General features: G+C 56.3%; 18 protein-coding genes. 10 read left to right on the top strand and 8 right to left on the bottom strand.

What is annotated here, in order from left to right; all coding sequences use genetic code 11:
• Positions 1 to 78: 78 nt before the first annotated feature.
• Positions 79 to 555 carry a protein-export chaperone SecB gene (gene secB / locus BN1800_RS11210; protein WP_086997436.1) on the top strand — a complete coding sequence of 159 codons (477 nt, stop codon included), beginning with the start codon at positions 79 to 81 and terminating at the stop codon, positions 553 to 555.
• Between the two features lie 52 nt (positions 556 to 607).
• On the opposite strand, the gene dnaQ is transcribed toward secB, so the two are convergent.
• Genes dnaQ through BN1800_RS11185 form a run of 5 tightly spaced genes read right to left on the bottom strand, consistent with a single transcriptional unit; the run spans position 608 to position 4,230 of the window.
• Entirely contained in the window at positions 608 to 1,321 is a 714-nt protein-coding gene (gene dnaQ / locus BN1800_RS11205; RefSeq protein ID WP_086997433.1) for a DNA polymerase III subunit epsilon, read from the bottom strand.
• Positions 1,314 to 1,925, bottom strand: a complete 612-nt coding sequence (gene coaE, locus BN1800_RS11200) for a dephospho-CoA kinase (protein WP_086997431.1) — start codon at positions 1,923 to 1,925, stop codon at positions 1,314 to 1,316. The genes dnaQ and coaE overlap by 8 nt, the downstream gene beginning before the upstream one ends.
• Positions 1,925 to 2,782, bottom strand: a complete 858-nt coding sequence (locus BN1800_RS11195) for a shikimate dehydrogenase (protein ID WP_086997428.1) — start codon at positions 2,780 to 2,782, stop codon at positions 1,925 to 1,927. The genes coaE and BN1800_RS11195 overlap by 1 nt, the downstream gene beginning before the upstream one ends.
• Positions 2,775 to 3,374, bottom strand: a complete 600-nt coding sequence (locus BN1800_RS11190) for a Maf-like protein (protein ID WP_086997425.1) — start codon at positions 3,372 to 3,374, stop codon at positions 2,775 to 2,777. Before BN1800_RS11190 ends, BN1800_RS11195 begins: the two co-directional genes overlap by 8 nt.
• A gap of 34 nt (positions 3,375 to 3,408) precedes the next feature.
• Complete coding sequence (locus BN1800_RS11185) at positions 3,409 to 4,230, bottom strand: pyruvate, water dikinase regulatory protein (RefSeq protein ID WP_086997422.1); 822 nt, start codon at positions 4,228 to 4,230, stop codon at positions 3,409 to 3,411.
• A gap of 403 nt (positions 4,231 to 4,633) precedes the next feature.
• On the opposite strand from BN1800_RS11185, the gene hemE reads away from it, so the two are divergent.
• From hemE to BN1800_RS11145, 8 genes are all read left to right on the top strand, one after another.
• The gene (gene hemE, locus BN1800_RS11180; protein ID WP_027512265.1) at positions 4,634 to 5,668 is read left to right on the top strand and encodes a uroporphyrinogen decarboxylase; all 1,035 of its coding nucleotides are present in this window, start codon (positions 4,634 to 4,636) and stop codon (positions 5,666 to 5,668) included.
• Between the two features lie 3 nt (positions 5,669 to 5,671).
• Positions 5,672 to 6,208: a protoporphyrinogen oxidase HemJ gene (gene hemJ / locus BN1800_RS11175; RefSeq protein ID WP_086997541.1), complete on the top strand. Its 537-nt coding sequence runs from the start codon at positions 5,672 to 5,674 to the stop codon at positions 6,206 to 6,208.
• 188 nt (positions 6,209 to 6,396) lie between these two features.
• Positions 6,397 to 7,662 carry a transcription termination factor Rho gene (gene rho / locus BN1800_RS11170; protein WP_086997419.1) on the top strand — a complete coding sequence of 422 codons (1,266 nt, stop codon included), beginning with the start codon at positions 6,397 to 6,399 and terminating at the stop codon, positions 7,660 to 7,662.
• Positions 7,663 to 7,753: 91 nt separating this feature from the next.
• Complete coding sequence (mnmE, locus tag BN1800_RS11165; RefSeq protein ID WP_086997416.1) at positions 7,754 to 9,070, top strand: tRNA uridine-5-carboxymethylaminomethyl(34) synthesis GTPase MnmE; 1,317 nt, start codon at positions 7,754 to 7,756, stop codon at positions 9,068 to 9,070.
• Positions 9,071 to 9,107: 37 nt separating this feature from the next.
• Positions 9,108 to 10,982, top strand: a complete 1,875-nt coding sequence (gene mnmG, locus BN1800_RS11160) for a tRNA uridine-5-carboxymethylaminomethyl(34) synthesis enzyme MnmG (protein WP_086997413.1) — start codon at positions 9,108 to 9,110, stop codon at positions 10,980 to 10,982.
• A gap of 19 nt (positions 10,983 to 11,001) precedes the next feature.
• A complete protein-coding gene (gene rsmG, locus BN1800_RS11155) occupies positions 11,002 to 11,619 on the top strand; it encodes a 16S rRNA (guanine(527)-N(7))-methyltransferase RsmG (RefSeq protein ID WP_086997410.1) in 618 nt (205 codons plus the stop codon).
• Between the two features lie 19 nt (positions 11,620 to 11,638).
• A complete protein-coding gene (locus tag BN1800_RS11150; protein ID WP_086997407.1) occupies positions 11,639 to 12,433 on the top strand; it encodes a ParA family protein in 795 nt (264 codons plus the stop codon).
• Between the two features lie 19 nt (positions 12,434 to 12,452).
• Positions 12,453 to 13,337 carry a ParB/RepB/Spo0J family partition protein gene (locus tag BN1800_RS11145; RefSeq protein ID WP_086997404.1) on the top strand — a complete coding sequence of 295 codons (885 nt, stop codon included), beginning with the start codon at positions 12,453 to 12,455 and terminating at the stop codon, positions 13,335 to 13,337.
• Between the two features lie 2 nt (positions 13,338 to 13,339).
• Here the strand turns inward: BN1800_RS11145 and holA are convergent, their stop codons facing one another.
• From holA to leuS, 3 genes are read right to left on the bottom strand one after another with little or no spacing between them, the layout of a single operon-like run.
• Positions 13,340 to 14,377 carry a DNA polymerase III subunit delta gene (gene holA, locus BN1800_RS11140; protein WP_086997401.1) on the bottom strand — a complete coding sequence of 346 codons (1,038 nt, stop codon included), beginning with the start codon at positions 14,375 to 14,377 and terminating at the stop codon, positions 13,340 to 13,342.
• A gap of 10 nt (positions 14,378 to 14,387) precedes the next feature.
• On the bottom strand, positions 14,388 to 14,909 hold the full coding sequence (lptE, locus tag BN1800_RS11135; protein ID WP_086997398.1) for an LPS assembly lipoprotein LptE: 522 nt from the start codon (positions 14,907 to 14,909) through the stop codon (positions 14,388 to 14,390).
• Complete coding sequence (leuS, locus tag BN1800_RS11130) at positions 14,899 to 17,529, bottom strand: leucine--tRNA ligase (RefSeq protein WP_086997395.1); 2,631 nt, start codon at positions 17,527 to 17,529, stop codon at positions 14,899 to 14,901. The genes lptE and leuS overlap by 11 nt, the downstream gene beginning before the upstream one ends.
• 190 nt (positions 17,530 to 17,719) lie before the next feature.
• Here leuS and BN1800_RS11125 point away from each other — a divergent pair, with 190 nt between their 5' ends.
• Positions 17,720 to 18,379, top strand: coding sequence for a YggS family pyridoxal phosphate-dependent enzyme (locus BN1800_RS11125; protein ID WP_027512254.1), 660 nt, complete (start codon positions 17,720 to 17,722; stop codon positions 18,377 to 18,379).
• Positions 18,380 to 18,399 lie beyond the last annotated feature (20 nt).

Below are 18,399 nucleotides of genomic sequence, written 5' to 3'. Positions count from 1 at the left end.
CGGGTTCGCCTAGGGTTGTAAGCCTTTTCCCGAAATGTTAGATGGCGGCACCATTCAATGCCCCTCGAGGAAAATCCAATGGCTGATGAAAACAACGGCAGCGGCTCGACAAGCCCGAGCCTCACAATTCTCGCTCAGTACACGAAGGATCTTTCCTTCGAAAATCCCGGCGCGCCGCGTTCGCTTCAGGCGCGCGACAAGGCTCCGGCGATCAATATCAGCGTCAACGTCAATGCCAATCCGCTTTCGGATAGCGATTTCGACGTTGTGCTGTCGCTCAACGCCGAGGCCAAGGATGGCGACAAGACAGTCTTTCATGCCGAACTCGTCTATGGTGGTGTCTTCCGCGTTGCCGGCTTCCCGCAGGAACACATGCTTCCGGTTCTCTTTATTGAATGCCCGCGCATGCTCTTCCCGTTTGCCCGCCAGATCATTGCTGATGTTACGCGCAATGGCGGCTTCCCGCCGTTGATGATCGACCCGATCGACTTCGCACAGATGTTTGCGCAGCGCGTCGCTGAAGAGCAGACGCGCGCAAAGGTGCAGACAAACTGAGTTCGAAGTACCTGATTAGACTGCAGTGCCCGGGTGAAAGCCCGGGCATTTTTTAATTTAGACGATCGTATTTGGCCCAGATGCCTTTGCTGCCGAGCGCAGCAATCAATGCGTCGTGAGCCTGAGCTTCTGCTTCGCTGAGGCGTGGCGCGAGGGGGCGGGGCCGCTTCAAAACGATGTCGACGGCCTCTTCCAGAATAATCTCGGCGTCGCCTGACCCGGTTGCAGCCGCAACACTCAAACCAAGAGCGGTCTGACGCCCGCCGATCATTTCGATATAGACCTCGGCAAGCAGTTCCGAGTCGAGAAGTGCACCGTGTTTTGTGCGGTGCGAGTTGTCTATACCATAGCGGCGGCAGAGGGCATCGAGCGAATTCGGTCCCATAGGATGTTTGCGCCGTGCGAGTGATAGCGTATCGACCACCCTCTCCGGCAAGATCGGCGGCATGCCAAGGCGAGCAAGCTCTGCATTGACAAATCCCATGTCGAAGGTTGCGTTGTGTGCGATCCACTTTGCGTCGCCGAAGAAGTCGATGATCTCTTCAACGACTTCGGCAAATGGCCTCTTTTCCTTCAGAAACTCGTCGGTAATGCCGTGAACGGCCAGAGCATCGGGATGGACTTTTTGACTGCCGGGATTGATGTAGATATGGATTGTGCGGCCGGTCGGGAAATGGTTCAGCAGCTCGATGCCGCCGATTTCGATGATGCGATCGATGCGGCTGTCGAGGCCGGTGGTTTCCGTATCGAATATGATTTCACGCATTCCGAAAATCTCCTTTCGCGATCCGCGCATTCAGATCCGCGATGATTTCGCTTACCCTCGCCCGCGTGATTTCGATGGCGTGCCCCGTATCGATGACATAGTCGGCACGCGCCCGCTTTTCGGCGTCCGGGGTTTGCCGCGAGCGAATCATACTGAATTTTTCCTCTGTCATGTTCGGACGCGCAAGCACCCGGTCGCGCTGAATCTGTGGATCGCAGCTCACGACGACGATTATGTCGACTCGGGTCTCGGCACCCGTTTCGAAAAGCAGCGGGATATCGAGCAGGATTATCTCCGATCCTCGCGCTTGCTCGCATTTTACGAATTCGGCTTCGCGCTTGCGAACCAACGGATGCACGATCGCCTCCAGCGCCTTGAAGCCATCTGGTCTGCGCGAAAGTTGGCGGCCAAGTTCCTGCCGGTCGACAGCGCCATATTTCACTGTGCCAGGGAATTCAGCTTCGACCAGCGGCGCCGCCTCTCCGGCATACAGCTCATGCACCACAGCGTCGGAATCGTTGACGGGAATACCGGCTTCGGCAAAGAGCTTTGCCGCAGTTGATTTTCCCATGCCTATGGAACCCGTGAGACCGATCCGGATCATCAGTGCTTTTCCATATCTGCGACGATGAGCGCACGAAGCTCGTCATCCACGACCGGGCGCTTGCCGAACCATTTCTCAAAGCCCGGCACTGCCTGGTGAAGCAGCATACCGAGTCCGTCCACGATCACAAAACCTTGTTCCTCGGCTTGTTTCAACAAAGGTGTCTTCAGCGGCACATAGACGATATCGGTGACGACCGCATTTTCGTCGAGTGGCAGGAAATCGATTGCCGGTGCCGTTTCGCCGTCCATGCCGAGCGATGTCGTATTGACGAAAAGCCCCGCTCCTTTCATGACCTCCGCGAGTGCTCCCATTGGATGTGCATAGACTTTCTCACCGAAGCGATCGGCAAGTTCCTGCGCGCGCGCAGCGGTTCGGTTGACGACATGAATCTCCCGAAAGCCGCGGTCGCGCACTGCCTGTATGACCGCGCGGCTCGCCCCACCTGCCCCGAGTATTACTACGGTGTCATGTTTATCCCAACCAGGGTGGCGCGCGTCCAGGTTCGCGGTAAATCCCTGCCCGTCGGTATTGGTCGAATGGAGTTTTCCTTCCGCCAGCCATAACGTGTTGGAAGCACCGAGTTCCTGGGAGAGTTCGTCCGGCCTGTCGGCGAGCCGACAGGCCATCTCCTTGTGTGGGATGGTGACATTGCCGCCGATAAATTGGGAGCTTTGATCCTTGAGCGATCCCATGAATGCCGCAAAATCGGCGGGAGCAACCTCGTATGGGCGGTAGCTACCGCGAAGTCCAAGCTTTTTCAGCCAGTATCCGTGGATCAAGGGCGAGCGTGAGTGCCGCACCGGGAAGCCGGTAACGAAAGCATTCGGGCCGAATGTTTCACGTGAATCATCCATCGATCGCGCCCAATTCCCTTAGTTTCTGAAGCAGTGGCAACATTGGCAGGCCAAGGATCGTGAAGTAGTCGCCGTCGATCCGGTCGAAAAGTTGAATTCCCTCGCCTTCCAGCTGATAGGCGCCAACGCTGCCGAGCGCCTTGTCGCCAACTCTTGCCAGATGGCGCGATATGAAATCCGCCGACAGAACGCGCATCGTCAGCGACGCGTGTGACACGTGCTCCCATAGAAGCGCACCATTTCCGATGATGGCGATCGCACTGTTCAGACGATGTGTTTGCCCCGAAAGTACTCTCAGATGATTGGCGGCGTCAGCCATGTCGTGCGGCTTGTGAAACACGTGATCACGAAGCGACATGGTCTGATCCGAGCCGATGACGAGAGAATCCGGAAACCGGCTGCTCACCTCCTCTGCCTTGGCCCTAGCAAGCACCGAGGCGACAGTGTCTGGAGATGCGCCCTCTCTTTCGAGCGGTGCTTCGATCGCCCGCTCGTCGATCTTTGCCGCATGCGCTTCAAACTCCAGACCGGCGTTCGCAAGCAGCATCCGCCGGAATGGACTGGACGAGGCGAGAATCAGTTTCGATGTCATGCGTCTCCTAGCTCAAGATTGATAATGTCAGCGCTTAGCGCAGCTTGGGGCGCAGGGCAACGATTGCGGCCGCCGTCTCTTCGATGGAACGACGGGTCACATCGATCAACGGCCAATTATGGCGCGCGCAAAGAGACCGGGCATATTTTAGTTCTTCGGAGATCGCTGCTCGATCCGTATATTGGCTACGGTCGAAGCCAGGCGTCGCACCAAGCACCCGGTTTTCACGCACCTGCGATATCCGATCCGTCGTTGCGATGAGACAGACGATCAGCGGCCTCGTTGCAGTGAGAAGCGCTTCCGGCAAGGGCACATCGTAGACGATCGGAATGTTCGCTGTCTTGATGCCGCGGTTGGCGAGATAGATACTCGTCGGTGTTTTCGATGTCCTGCTGATGCCGATGACGACGACGTCGGCGTCGTTGTAATCCTCGGGCATCTGCCCATCGTCGTGATCCATGGTGAAATTGAGCGCCTCGATACGCGCAAAATACCCGGCATTCATCACGTGCTGGGCACCGACGCGACGCCGCAACGGAGCACCGAGATAAAGCTGGAAAGCGGCCATCACGGGCTCAAGCACATTGACCGAGGCGACGCCCATTTCCACACATCTCTCATCGATCAGCCCCGCGAGTTCCCGATCGACGACCGTGTAGAGGACGATGCCCGGCTCGTTGTCGATCGCATCGAGAACAGCAAACAGCTGCTTACGATTCCGTATCAACGGATAGACATGTTCTACCGGCTGAGCGGATTTGAACTGGGCGGACGCGGCACGACCGGCTGAGATCAGAGTCTCACCGGTCGAGTCAGAAATCAGATGCAGATGGAAGAAGTTCGTGCGGTTCTCCACGCTATTTTCCGCTGCCTGTTGAAAAGACTGGATGATAGAGAGCTAAGGGACCGGCATGGCTTGAGGCAAGGGAAAACGTGACCCCTTATCCACATTTCGGATTTTCTGGAGAGCACCAAAGGGCAGTCTGTGGATTTTGTGATCGGCGCTAAAGAACTCATCTGAAATACACAGGATATCCACAGACAACGCCGCCTCACCCTTCGAGGCAAGTTTCTGGAATCATTTTTAGATTCGAACTTCTCCAAAATCTACGATGGAATGCGATCGATATTGTCCTGATATCTTTGATGCGCGCAACAAATTGTATCAGCAGTGGATGGATTTTAATCCTTGATAGACACCGACTCTAAGAAATAGAAACCTTTTAAAATATCTTTAGATTCTTAAAGGGACGAAGCGCTTGAGCGAAACGCGCCGGAAAATCATGAGAGTTCTCGACGGTGAAACTCTCTCCCCTCCTCCGATCTGGCTTATGAGACAGGCAGGCCGTTATCTGCCGGAGTATAGAGAAACGCGTGCAAAGGCAGGAAGCTTCCTCGACCTCTGTTATTCCCCGGAGCACGCTGTCGAAGTGACACTGCAGCCCATCCGCCGCTACGGCTTCGATGCGGCGATCCTCTTCTCTGATATTCTCGTCATTCCGGATGCCATGAAGCGCAATGTGCGTTTCACGGAAGGCCATGGTCCGGAAATGGACCCGATCGACGAGGCTGGAATTTCACGTCTGGCTGCTGATGGTGTTATCGACTATCTGAAGCCGGTGTTCGAGACAGTGCGCCGGTTGCGCACGGAACTCCCGGAAGAGACGACACTTCTCGGCTTTTGCGGTGCGCCCTGGACGGTGGCGACTTACATGATCGCAGGGCACGGCACGCCTGATCAGGCCCCGGCGAGGCTTTTTGCCTACCAGCATCCGAAAGCGTTTGAACGACTGCTTATGCTGCTTGCGGATATCTCTGCCGAGTATCTGGTAGCGCAGATCGATGCCGGCGCCGATGCAGTGCAGATTTTCGATTCCTGGGCAGGCGTTCTTGGAGAAAAGGAATTTGAGGCGTTTGCCGTCAAGCCAGTTGCTCGGATCATTGCCCGCGTCAAAGCGCAGCGCCCGAAGGCTCGGGTCATCGCCTTTGCCAAGGGTGCAGGTTATCTTCTGAAGACCTACAGGCAGAAGACCGATGCTGACGCGATTGGGCTTGATTGGTCCGTTCCACTTGAATTCGCTGCCGAGCTTCAGAAGGAAGGGCCGGTCCAAGGCAATCTCGATCCCATGCGCGTCGTCGCCGGTGGGCGCGCGCTTGAGGAGGGTATCGACGACATCATGATGCACCTTGGCGGCGGACCGTTGATCTTCAACCTCGGCCACGGAATTACGCCGCAGGCCGATCCGGAAAATGTCCGTCTGCTTGTCAAACGCGTTCGCCGTGGCGGGAATTGAATGATGGAAAAGCAGACGGATGAGCGAACAGGAAGCTATGCGCGGCGACGGGCACATTTCGCCCTCGCCTTTTTTGCGCTGCTTGCCGTCGGGCTGTTTGCATGGAACCCAGCCAACCTCTACCTTTGGATCAAGGCACTGCACATCATTGCGGTCATCTCCTGGATGGCCGGGCTGTTCTATATGCCGAGGCTCTTCATCTACCATACCGACGCGGAGCCAGGTTCCGTACAGTCGGAAACCTTCAAGGTTATGGAACGGCGCCTGCTGAAGATCGTCATGAACCCGGCGATGATGCTGACCTGGGTTTTCGGTCTGTATCTAGCTTGGTCTGTCTACGGTTTTCAGGGTGCGTGGCTTCATGCCAAGATCGCCCTCGTCGTGCTCTTGACGGCCGTTCACTTGTTCTTCAGTCGCGCGGTTGATGCTTTCGCACGGGATGAAAACCGGCGCACGGCGCGATATTGGAGATTTATGAATGAGGCACCGACGCTACTCATGATTCTCATCGTCATCCTGGTTGTCGTTAAGCCGTTTTGAAGGGGCGCCGCTTAAATTTACTTCATTTTAAACAGCCCCCTTGCGGCATCTCAGCTTAGTCGCTATTTTCCGCGCATCTCATCTTCGTGGCATGTGTTTTGAGTTCAGTCGTCTGCGAGCCCTTTCGCAACACCGAAACGACGCAACATAGCCTTCCCCCCTTCGAAATACAGAGTAATGGTCACTTCATGGCTGAAATGAAGCTTCAGGAACTTAAGAGCAAATCCCCGACCGATCTTCTGGCGTTCGCCGAATCGCTCGAGGTCGAAAATGCAAGCACCATGCGCAAACAGGAATTGATGTTTGCAATCCTGAAGGTTCTCGCGAGCCAGGATGTAGAGATCATCGGCGAAGGCGTCGTGGAAGTTCTGCAAGATGGTTTCGGCTTCCTGCGTTCGGCAAACGCCAACTACCTCCCGGGTCCAGACGATATTTACATCTCTCCATCGCAGATCCGCCGCTTCTCGCTGAAAACCGGCGATACGGTCGAGGGACCGATTCGTGGTCCCAAGGAAGGCGAGCGCTATTTCGCCCTGCTCAAGGTGAACACGATCAATTTCGAAGATCCGGAAAAGATCCGCCATAAGGTCCACTTTGATAACCTCACGCCGCTTTATCCCAATGAACGTTTCAAGATGGAGCTCGATGTTCCGACATCGAAGGATCTGTCTGCGCGTGTCATCGACCTTGTCGCGCCGCTCGGTAAGGGCCAGCGTGGCCTCATCGTCGCTCCGCCCAGGACCGGTAAGACTGTTCTTCTACAGAATATCGCACATTCGATCACCGCAAATCATCCGGAATGCTACCTTATCGTTCTGCTGATTGACGAGCGGCCGGAGGAAGTGACGGACATGCAGCGTTCAGTGCGCGGCGAAGTCATTTCTTCAACCTTCGACGAGCCGGCGGTCCGTCACGTGCAGGTCGCTGAGATGGTGATCGAGAAGGCGAAGCGGCTCGTCGAGCACGGCCGTGATGTCGTCATCCTGCTCGATTCGATCACGCGCCTTGGCCGCGCCTATAACACCGTTGTGCCGTCCTCCGGCAAGGTTCTGACTGGTGGTGTTGATGCCAACGCCCTACAACGGCCGAAGCGCTTCTTCGGCGCTGCCCGTAACATCGAAGAAGGCGGCTCTCTGACGATTATCGCCACGGCGCTCATTGATACCGGCAGCCGCATGGATGAAGTGATCTTCGAAGAATTCAAGGGAACCGGTAACTCGGAAATCGTTCTCGACCGTAAGGTGGCCGATAAGCGCATCTTCCCGGCGATGGATATTCTGAAGTCCGGCACGCGTAAGGAGGATCTGCTTGTTCCGCGCCAGGATCTGCAGAAGATCTTCGTGCTTCGACGTATTCTTGCTCCGATGGGAACAACCGACGCTATCGAGTTTCTCATCGACAAGCTGAAGCAGACGAAGAGCAATCCAGACTTCTTCGACTCTATGAATACATAACAGATAGCCGGATTCCTGAAATAAAGCCGGCCGTTTCGCGATGGCCGGCTTTCGCTTATGAGGAATCCGAGCGTGGCCAGAGTGGTCGGGGATGTCGAACGAAACCATTTATGCGCTATCGAGTGGAACTGTTCCTTCCGGCGTTGCGGTTGTCCGCCTCAGTGGTGTGAAGACGCGCGATGCCTTGCGACTGCTGATCGGCGACACCCCACCGCCACGCAGGGCGTCTCTGCGAACGATTCGTTCCCGTAACGGTTTGGTTATAGACAGTGGGTTGGCACTCTTCTTTCCATCGCCAGATTCTTTTACAGGCGAAGACTGCGCCGAGCTTCAGCTTCATGGGAGTCGAGCCGTCATTCATGCCCTCTTTGAGGAACTAGAGGCGATTGAGGGCGTGCGGATGGCTGCGGAGGGTGAGTTCTCGCGGCGGGCGTTTGAAAACGGCAAACTTGACCTCGTCGAGATTGAGGGTCTGGCGGATCTGATTGCCGCAGAGACGGAGATGCAAAGGCGCCTGGCGGTCGAGCATAGCCAGGGCAAACTATCCGAGCTATACGATTCGTGGGCGGAACGATTGACGCGAGCTCGTGCTCTGATTGAAGCTGAACTCGACTTTGCCGATGAAGATGACGTGCCCGGTTCGGTTTCAGCTCTGGTGTGGGATGATATCGCTCAACTGCATGCCGAGGTAGAGAACCACCTCGCGCATGCGCAGGCGGGCGAGATCATTCGCGATGGTTTCAAAGTCGTCATTGCAGGCGCGCCAAATGCCGGAAAGTCGACCTTGATGAACGCGCTTGCGCAGCGAGAGGTTGCTATTGTCACGAATATAGCGGGAACGACGCGTGATGTTCTTCACGTCGATCTCGATATCAATGGTTTCCTCGTAAAGCTTTATGACACGGCTGGTTTGCGCGATACAGATGAGTTCGTTGAACGCGAGGGCGTACGGCGGGCCGAGCGGATCATCTCTGAGGCGAATCTTGTGCTCTATCTCGAGGATATGACCCAAGGCAGGAACGAGCTTTCGCCGATCACGAATACGGAAGTCTTGCGGGTTGGGACAAAGGCCGATATATCCGCGGCGACTGGTCCGTTCGCCTATGACCTGACGATATCTGCTGTCACGGATGTGGGATTGTTCGCTCTTCGCGCCGCCATCGCCGAGCGACTGGAGCGGCAAGTCAGCAGCCATAGCCTGGCGATCCCAAGCCGCAGGCGGCAAAGGGATTCGCTTATGGAATGTCTGGAGGCGATCGGGGCAGCGTTGGCCGACCCGTCAGCGGGACTTGACATTAGAGCCGAGAATCTTCGCATCGCGGGGAACGCCCTGGGCAGAATTACGGGACGCGTCGACGTCGACAATTTACTCGATATAATCTTTTCCGAGTTTTGCATCGGAAAATGATTCACGTGAAACATCTGAAAGCGTGTGAGAAGGCGAAATGACCATCTATCAATACGACGTCATCGTAATCGGAGGTGGTCATGCAGGTTGCGAAGCGGCCAGCGCAGCGGCTCGCCTAGGTGCTCGTACAGCTCTGGTGACGCATCGGCGAGACACGATCGGGGTCATGTCCTGCAACCCGGCGATTGGTGGCCTTGGCAAGGGTCACCTCGTGCGGGAGGTGGATGCGCTGGACGGCCTCATGGGTCGTGTGGCCGATGCTGCCGGCATCCAGTTTCGCATGCTCAATCGCAAGAAAGGCCCGGCGGTCCGCGGCCCGCGGACCCAAGCCGATCGGAAGCTCTATCGAACCGCCATGCAGGCGGCAATAGAAGCTATTGATAATATTGACGTTATCGAAGGCGATGCCTTTGATCTTGATATATCAGAGGGTAGCGTCACCGGCGTCACAATGAAAGATAGCCGGATTCTGAATTCTGGCGCTGTGGTTCTTACGACGGGAACCTTCCTGCGCGGGCTTATTCATATCGGGGATAAGAAGATTCCGGCGGGCCGTGTCGGTGAAGATCCGTCTCTTGGTTTATCTGGAACACTATCGCGCCTGGGGCTTCGGCTCGGCCGTCTTAAGACAGGTACGCCAGCGCGCCTTGACGGGAAAACCATCGATTGGGCATCGGTTGGCCGACAGGGCGCGGATGACGAGGTAACACCGTTCTCATTCATGACCGGCGCAATTACGAATCCTCAGATTGAATGTGGGGTAACCCGCACAACGACTGCCACACATAAACTCATTCAGGATAACCTGCATCGCTCGGCAATGTATTCCGGGCAGATCGAGGGCGTTGGACCGCGCTATTGCCCCTCGATCGAAGATAAGATCGTGAAGTTCGGCGAGCGGGATGGGCATCAAATCTTCCTTGAGCCGGAAGGCTTGGACGATGACACTGTCTACCCGAATGGTATTTCGACGTCGCTGCCGGCAGAGGTGCAGGATGCCTTTATCCGGACCATACCAGGCCTTGAGAAGGCTTCCATCATCCAGCCTGGCTATGCAATCGAATATGATCATGTCGATCCGCGCGAGCTGACACCTTCTCTTGAAGTAAAGAGGATGCCGGGGCTCTATCTTGCCGGCCAGATCAACGGAACGACAGGCTACGAGGAGGCAGCGGCCCAAGGTCTCGTGGCGGGCCTTAATGCGGCACGCCGCGCAGGCGGCCAAACGCCGGTCTACCTAAGCCGTACGAATTCTTACATCGGCGTCATGATTGACGATCTGACGTCGAGGGGTGTCGCCGAGCCTTATCGCATGTTCACCTCGCGTGCGGAATACCGCCTTTCTCTGCGTGCGGACAATGCCGATATGCGGCTTACTCCAATTGCGGATGAGATCGGCTGTTTGGGAGAGGCTCGTCGTGCCAAATTCCGCGAATATGAATGTGCTCTTGACGGTGCGCGAGAACAGCTTAAGGCATTACACATTACGCCAAATGAGGCCCGCGAGTATGGGTTGAAGATTAATCTGGATGGGCAGAGGCGCTCTGCCTATGAGTTACTCGCGTATCCCGATTTCGACATGGCTCTGCTGTCAAATGTATGGCCCGAACTTCGGGCGTTTAGCAAGCCGATCGCAGAGGCCATAGAGATTGAAGCATCATATGCCGTTTATATGCGCCGGCAGTCCTCAGACATTGTCGATGTCCAACGCGACGAAAATCGACTCATCCCAGAGGGTTTCGACTATTCGATGCTGCCTGGCCTTTCGAACGAGCTCAAGCAGAAGCTTGGCAATCAGCGCCCGTTCAACGTCGCTCAAGCCGCAAAGATAGATGGCATGACGCCGGCGGCCATCTCTCTCCTGCTCGTTCATTTGCGAAGAACAGAGGCTGCGCGGCGGTCGGTTGCCTAACACTTTTTGAGAGTCTTTCATGGAATTGAACGGTCAAAGTGTTTCACGTGAAACACAAGATAGACTGGAGCATTTTGTTGCTCTCTTTAGCAAGTGGTCTAAATCCATCAACCTAGTCGCTCCCTCAACGTTGAATGACGCGTGGCAAAGACACGTCGCCGACAGCGCCCAAATCTTTCAATTAGCTCCCGGCCCGAAGCGGTGGGTGGATATGGGCAGCGGCGGCGGATTTCCCGGCGTGATCACCGCCATCCTCTTGGCCGAGCTTGCCGATGGGTGGGTTCACCTTCTTGAGAGCAACAACAAGAAAGCGTCTTTCCTCAGGCTGGCCCTTCGGGAAACAGGGGCACGCGGTTCTGTGCATTCGATCCGCATTGAGGATGGACCGGCTGTTGTCGCCTCCTGCGATGCTATATCCGCCCGCGCCCTCGCCGATCTCGACAAACTATGCGACTTTGCGGAACCTTGGATGCTTCGCAACAAAAATACGCGTGCATACTTCCATAAAGGCCGGGATTACGGCGTTGAAATTGCCAAGGCACGTGGTCGGTGGCGTTTTGATCTGCTAGAACATCGAAGCGTTGTCGAGCGAGATTCGGTCATACTTGAGATTTTCAATCTCCAACGCTTGGTTTAACAGTTCGGATGATGCGGCCATGGCCATTGAACGGAACCGGATTATTACAATAGCGAACCAAAAAGGCGGCGTTGGAAAGACGACAACTGCCATTAACCTGGCAACTGCCTTGGCTGCTATCGGCGAACGAGTTTTGATCGTCGATTTGGATCCTCAGGGTAACGCGAGCACTGGCCTCGGGATTGACCGGAAAGACCGCAAGCTCTCATCTTATGATCTCCTTATTGGCGAGGCCGGGGTGACTGAGGCGGCTATGCCGACCGCTGTGCCAAATCTTTCCATCGTACCATCGACAATGGATTTGCTTGGTGTCGAAATGGAGATCGCGCAGCAGAGTGATCGGGTTTTCAAGCTGCGCAAGGCGCTTACGACTCAGCAAGCATTTGAATTTACTTACATTTTGCTGGATTGCCCACCCTCTTTCAATCTTTTGACGATGAACGCGATGGCTGCGGCGCATTCCGTTTTGGTCCCGTTACAATGCGAGTTCTTTGCATTGGAGGGATTAAGTCAGCTCCTGGAGACGGTTGATCAAGTGCGGCGAACGGTAAATCCGCGTTTGGATATTCAGGGTATCGTGTTGACGATGTTCGATGCGCGAAACAATCTCGCCCAGCAGGTAGTGAGCGATGTTCGGATGCACCTTGGGGAGAAAGTTTACCATACGCTCATCCCGCGCAATGTCCGTGTTTCCGAAGCACCCTCCTATGGCAAGCCTGCGATCCTTTACGACTTGAAATGCGCCGGTAGCCAGGCATATCTGCAGCTGGCCTCGGAGGTCATCCAGCGCGAGCGCCAGCGTCTCGCCGCTTAAGATTTAGTGAGTACCGCAAATGAATGACGATGTATCGAAGAGACGTTTAGGCCGCGGACTTGCTGCGCTGATCGGCGAAATGGATCAGCCGGTGCCGGTCGACGGCGAAAAGAGCAGCGTAAGTGCAGACCGTCTCATTCCGATCGAATTTGTCAGCAGGAATCCGCGCAATCCGCGTCGTTTTTTTGATGATAGCGAACTCCACGATCTCGCCAGCTCTATTCGTCAGCATGGCATCGTCCAGCCGATCGTTGTTCGTACGATTGCAACGAACCGATATGAAATAATAGCCGGCGAAAGAAGATGGCGAGCAGCCCAGCTCGCGGGCCTTGTCGAAATTCCGGTGATCATCCGCGATGTCGATGACAAGACGGCGCTCGAGATTGCCATTGTCGAGAATGTCCAACGATCAGACCTCAATCCCCTCGAAGAGGCGTTGGGTTACGAGCAGCTTATCGCGGAATACGGCTACACTCAAAATGATCTTGGTGAGATCATCGGCAAGAGCCGAAGCCATGTCGCAAATTCTCTGCGCCTGCTTAAGCTTCCCGAGCCTGTCCGCGATTTTCTTGCAGCCGGCAGTCTGTCGGCGGGGCATGCACGTGCACTGGTTTCAACATCCGATCCGACGGCCCTCGCCCGCACGATCGTCTCGAAGGGAATGTCCGTCCGAGACGCCGAAAAGCTTGCGCAGAACGATATCAAGGCCCAATCCGAGCCACAGCGTCCGTCTGCCCCACGCGATCAGAAAGATTCCGATACGTTGGCACTTGAGCGCACGCTCTCCGATACGCTGGGCCTCGATGTCACCATAAATCACAAGTCCGGCGGCGGCCAGATCCGCATTGCCTACAAGTCGTTGGAGCAGCTTGAAGAAATCTGCCGGCTCCTTGAGCGGCGGTAAGCCTAGCCCTTCCGCCTGCTTTGAAGAGTTGTAGAGAGCAATGTCTGCAATGCAATGCTGTCCTCTAGGCTCTGACGCCTTCTTGTCTGCAAGATCGCCGATTGCAGCCTGTTTGTCTCACGGCGAATGGCGTCAGCATTCCAGGTGCGTAGCGCCTGTTCGATGATGGGTTTGCGCCGGAAATGCAGATGGCGGCCGTGCGTCTGCATGACCTGAGCTGTCTGAAGCCGCTTTTCCTCCATTTCTGCGCGCATCGCGTCGAGAAGTTGGAACTGTTTCAGGCAGGCTTGGATGACGAGGAAGACAGCCGTCTTCGATGCCGAGATCTTCCGCATGGAATGCAGGAAATTGCCGGTGTTTCCGCTTAATATAGCGTCCACGGCGTCATCGACCGAAATAGCACTGGCATCGCCAATAATCTCGCTCACATGATGCTCTTCGATCATCTCCATGCCGCGGCAGTAGAGGGCGAGCTTTCTGACCTCATTGCGTGAGGCGATGCGATCACCGCCGATCAGTTCGACTAAAGCTTGCCGTGCGACAGGCGTGATGCGCAGGCCTTCTGACGCCAACTCATTGTCGATCAAAGCATTCAAGGCGCGTGCATCATCTGGATAACAGGGAATCGCAACGATGCTACGTGTGCCTTCGGCAAGCTTGCGAAGAAGGGAGCCCTTCTTCAGATCTCCGGCTTCGACGATGATGGACGTTGCGTCGAGCGACTTTTGAGAAAGCTCGCCGAGGGCATCGACCAGGTATTTTTCATTTGCCGCGCCACGAATCCAAAGGAGTTTTTCACCTCCGAATAGCCCGATAGCGTCTGCCTCATCCTGCAGGCGCCCAGGGTGCTTCTGTAGGTCGCCGATGTCGAGTTTGATAAGCGAAAAAGCATCATCCAGCGCAACGCCGGTTTTCCCGGCTATTTGCCCAGCTCTCTCGGAAACCAGACCGCGATCCGGTCCATAGATGACGAACATGCGGTAGGCGGAAACCGAACGTTGAAGAAAGCCTTCAAACTCGTGAGATTTTATTTCCGCCACGTTCTTTTCCTCAGCGGCCGAGCGCTCCGGCGATATCGAGGCCTACGAGCTCGGCAGCCTGGCGCGCTGCACGGTTCTCAGCATCACGGATCGCGCGTTGCTTGGCAAACTGCTGGGTCGGGAAATCGACAAGCGCGGTGACATAACGGTTACCCGACTTGATGACCTGGCCATCCGCTGTCGCCTGCAGTGTGTAATCAACGCTGACGGTCACGCGACCGGCACGCGACTCATCGGAGGTCTCGGTGAGAAGCGCGTCGACTACATCGGACCGCACATGCAGCTCAACTTCGTAGGCCGGCTTGACAGGCTCGCCTGCGCCGTGCGTCGCAAGGAAGATCAGGCGGTTGCGAACCTCCTGTTCGACACGAGTCGTTGCATCCGAAAAGCCAACGGAAGCGAGCTTGCCGGCAACTCCCGACGTTTCCGAGTAAAGTGGACGAACCTGGCAGGCGGAAAGTAAGGCTGCGAACGCAAGGACGGCGGTGATTGCGGCGCCGCGTGCGAGCCTGGGAGCGATATCAAACGACAATGTTCACAATCCTTTGCGGAACCACAATAATTTTCTTCGGCGCCTGACCGTTCATCGCGCTGATGACGGCGTCGAGTTTCAAGACCGCCTGCGTTACGGCATTCTGATCTGCGTCTCGAGAAATTGTCAATTCGGCGCGCTTCTTACCGTTGATCTGGATCGGCAATACGATGTCGTTCTCCACGACCAGAGCTTCGTCATAGGCAGGCCAAGGGGTGCGTGCGAGCATCTCGCTGTTGCCAAGTGCTGCCCAGCATTCTTCGGCAAGATGCGGCGTCATGGGCGCAACGAGTTGAACCAAGATTTCCGCTGCGTTTCGAACGGCACCGCGATAGGCGACGTCACCTCCGCCTGTCGCTACTTTCGCCAACGGGCCAGACAAGGCATTCACGAGTTCATAGATGCGCGCGACCGCCTTATTGAACCAAAGCTTGTCATAGTCGTTCTGTACAGCCTTCAAAGTCTTGTGCGCAGCTTGGGAAATCGAAAGCCCCTCGCCATCCTTAGCCGGATTCGGCGATACGGTGACCAGGACTTCGGAGGCCTCGGAAATCAAACGCCAGAGGCGCTGTGTGAAGCGATGCGCCCCTTCGACACCTGCTTCCGACCAGATCACGTCACGATCTGGCGGTGAATCGGAGAGAACAAAAAACCGCGCCGTGTCAGCGCCGTAGGAAGCGATGATATCATCCGGATCGACGACGTTCTTCTTGGACTTTGACATCTTCTCGATTGATCCGATCGAGACTTCGTCTCCGCCCTCCAGCAGGAAAGCGCGGCGTTTGCCCTCGATCTCTTCGATACGGATGTCGGCAGGCGCCACCCATTCGCGGTTCATGCCGGCACCGCGGCTGTACGTCTCATGGACGACCATGCCCTGGGTAAAGAGACCTCTAAATGGTTCCTTGATGTCGACATGACCGGTCTCGCGCATCGCGCGGGTGAAGAAACGCGAGTAGAGCAGATGCAGAATAGCGTGTTCGACACCGCCGATATATTGATCGACGGGTAGCCAGCGGTTTGCGGCAGCCGGATCTGTCGGCACACCTTCCCACGGCGCTGTAAAGCGGGTGTAGTACCAGCTCGAATCGACGAAGGTGTCCATCGTGTCCGTTTCGCGCCGCGCGTCCTTGCCGCAGGTTGGGCAAGCGACATGCCGCCAGGTCGGGTGGCGGTCGAGCGGGTTGCCCGGCTGGTCGAAGGTAACATCTGCCGGGAGTTTCACGGGAAGGTCTCTTTTCGGGACGGGCACCACCCCGCAGTCATCGCAATGAATGACCGGGATCGGGCAACCCCAATACCGCTGCCGCGAAATGCCCCAGTCGCGCAAACGGAAATTTACCTTGCGTTCACCCTGCGGCACGTTGCCGAGCATCGTGCTCGACAGGCGGTCGGCGACGAGGTTGAAGGCTTCGTCTGCCGTTTTGCCGTCGAGGAAGCGGGAGTTGATCATCATGCCGTCGCCATCGTAGGCGGTATCGCCGATCGTGAAGGTTGCAGCATCTCCGTCCTTTGGCATGACGACGGGGACAACGGGCAGACCATATTTGCGCGCGAAATCAAGGTCACGCTGATCGCCGGACGGGCAGCCGAAAATAGCGCCCGTGCCATAATCCATCAGCACGAAATTTGCGACATAGACCGGAAGTTCCCAAGACGAATCAAACGGATGCTTGACGCGGATACCGGTATCCATGCCTTTCTTCTCGGCCGTCTCAAGGGCTGCCAGCGACGTGCCGGCCCGGCGGCATTCCTCGCAGAAGGCTTCGATAGCCGGACTTTTCGCTGCAGCGTCCTTTGCCAACGGATGGTCGGCAGAGATTGCAAGGAACGAAGCTCCGAAGAGCGTGTCCGGACGAGTGGTATAAACTGTCACCTCGGTTTCACCGGCAGGCGCCGTTTGCGGCACGATCTCCCAACGGATCAAAAGACCCTCGGAGCGGCCGATCCAGTTCTTCTGCATCAGTCGAACTTTCTCCGGCCACTGGTCAAGCGTGTCCAGAGCGTCAAGCAGATCCTGGCTGAAATCGGTTATCTTGAAGAACCACTGCGTGAGCTCCCGCTGCTCGACCAGTGCACCCGAACGCCAGCCACGGCCGTCTATGACCTGTTCGTTGGCAAGAACGGTGTTGTCGACCGGATCCCAATTGACCTTCGACTGCTTTCGGTAGACCAGGCCCTTCTCCAGGAAATCCAGGAAAAGATGCTGCTGGTGCTGGTAGTATTCCACGTCGCAGGTGGCAAATTCCCGGGTCCAGTCGAGCGAAAGCCCCATGGCCTTCAACTGCGATTTCATCGAGTCGATATTCTGGTAAGTCCAGGATGCCGGGTGAACGCCGCGCTCCATGGCAGCGTTCTCCGCCGGCATACCGAAGGCATCCCAGCCCATCGGGTGCAGAACGTTGAAGCCCCGGGCCCGTTTGTAACGGGCCACGACGTCACCCATCGCATAGTTGCGCACATGGCCCATGTGAATGCGGCCCGAAGGATAGGGAAACATTTCAAGTACATAGTATTTATCGCGCGGATCGGCGTTGTCGGTCTCAAAGACCTTCGCCTCGTTCCATTTTTGCTGCCAGCGAGGCTCGGCATCGCGCGGATTATAACGTTCGGTAGTCATGGTATTCGAATTTCCGAAAAATCAGGGGAGGTTGGTGGTGACCTTCACCATGAAACCGTCGTACCGTCAAGTTTTGCGGGGCACTGCAAGCACCAGATCCCTCGCAGCCAGAGTGCTTTTTGGGCGCAGGCTCTTGGCAAAAAGGTCACCCGCGGTTAGTGCATGCCATCGGTCATGTCGGGATAAGACAATGGAACTTCAAGAGCGGTTGAACGATGTTCGCTCGCGCATTGCGGCAGCGGAGCGTCAGTCCGGGCGTCCTGCCGGATCGGCTCAACTCGTTGCCGTGTCAAAGACCTTCGATGCGGAAGCCATCCGTCCCGCGATTGCGGCTGGTCAGCGCATTTTTGGCGAGAACCGCGTCCAGGAAAGCCAAGGCAAATGGCCCGAACTCAAGGCTGAAACGGCCGGCATCGAGTTGCATCTCATCGGGCCGCTGCAATCGAACAAGACGGCGGATGCCGTTGCCCTCTTTGATGTCATAGAGACTGTCGATCGTGAAAAGATTGCCCGCGCGATCGCCGGGGAAATGAAACGGCAAGGGAAGAGCCTTCGACTTTACGTCCAGGTCAACACGGGGCTGGAGCCGCAAAAGGCCGGTATTGCTCCCGCCGATACACCCGCGTTTGTCGATTTCTGCCGGAATGAGCTCGGTCTTTCGATCGAAGGCCTGATGTGCATTCCGCCAGCCGAGGAAAATCCCGGTCCGCATTTTGCGCTGCTGGCTAAGATCGCAGGAAGATGCGGGGTGGAAAAACTCTCCATGGGCATGTCCGGGGACTACGAAACGGCCGTGGCCCTCGGTGCGACGAGCGTGCGAGTCGGATCTGCTATTTTCGGCGCGCGTTAGTCGTTCTGCTTTCGTCGGGC

It is taken from the genome of Rhizobium sullae (genome assembly GCF_900169785.1).
Lineage (GTDB): Bacteria > Pseudomonadota > Alphaproteobacteria > Rhizobiales > Rhizobiaceae > Rhizobium > Rhizobium sullae.
The sequence above is the reverse complement of the archived record's forward strand: the minus strand, read 5'-3'. Positions and strand labels throughout refer to the sequence as shown.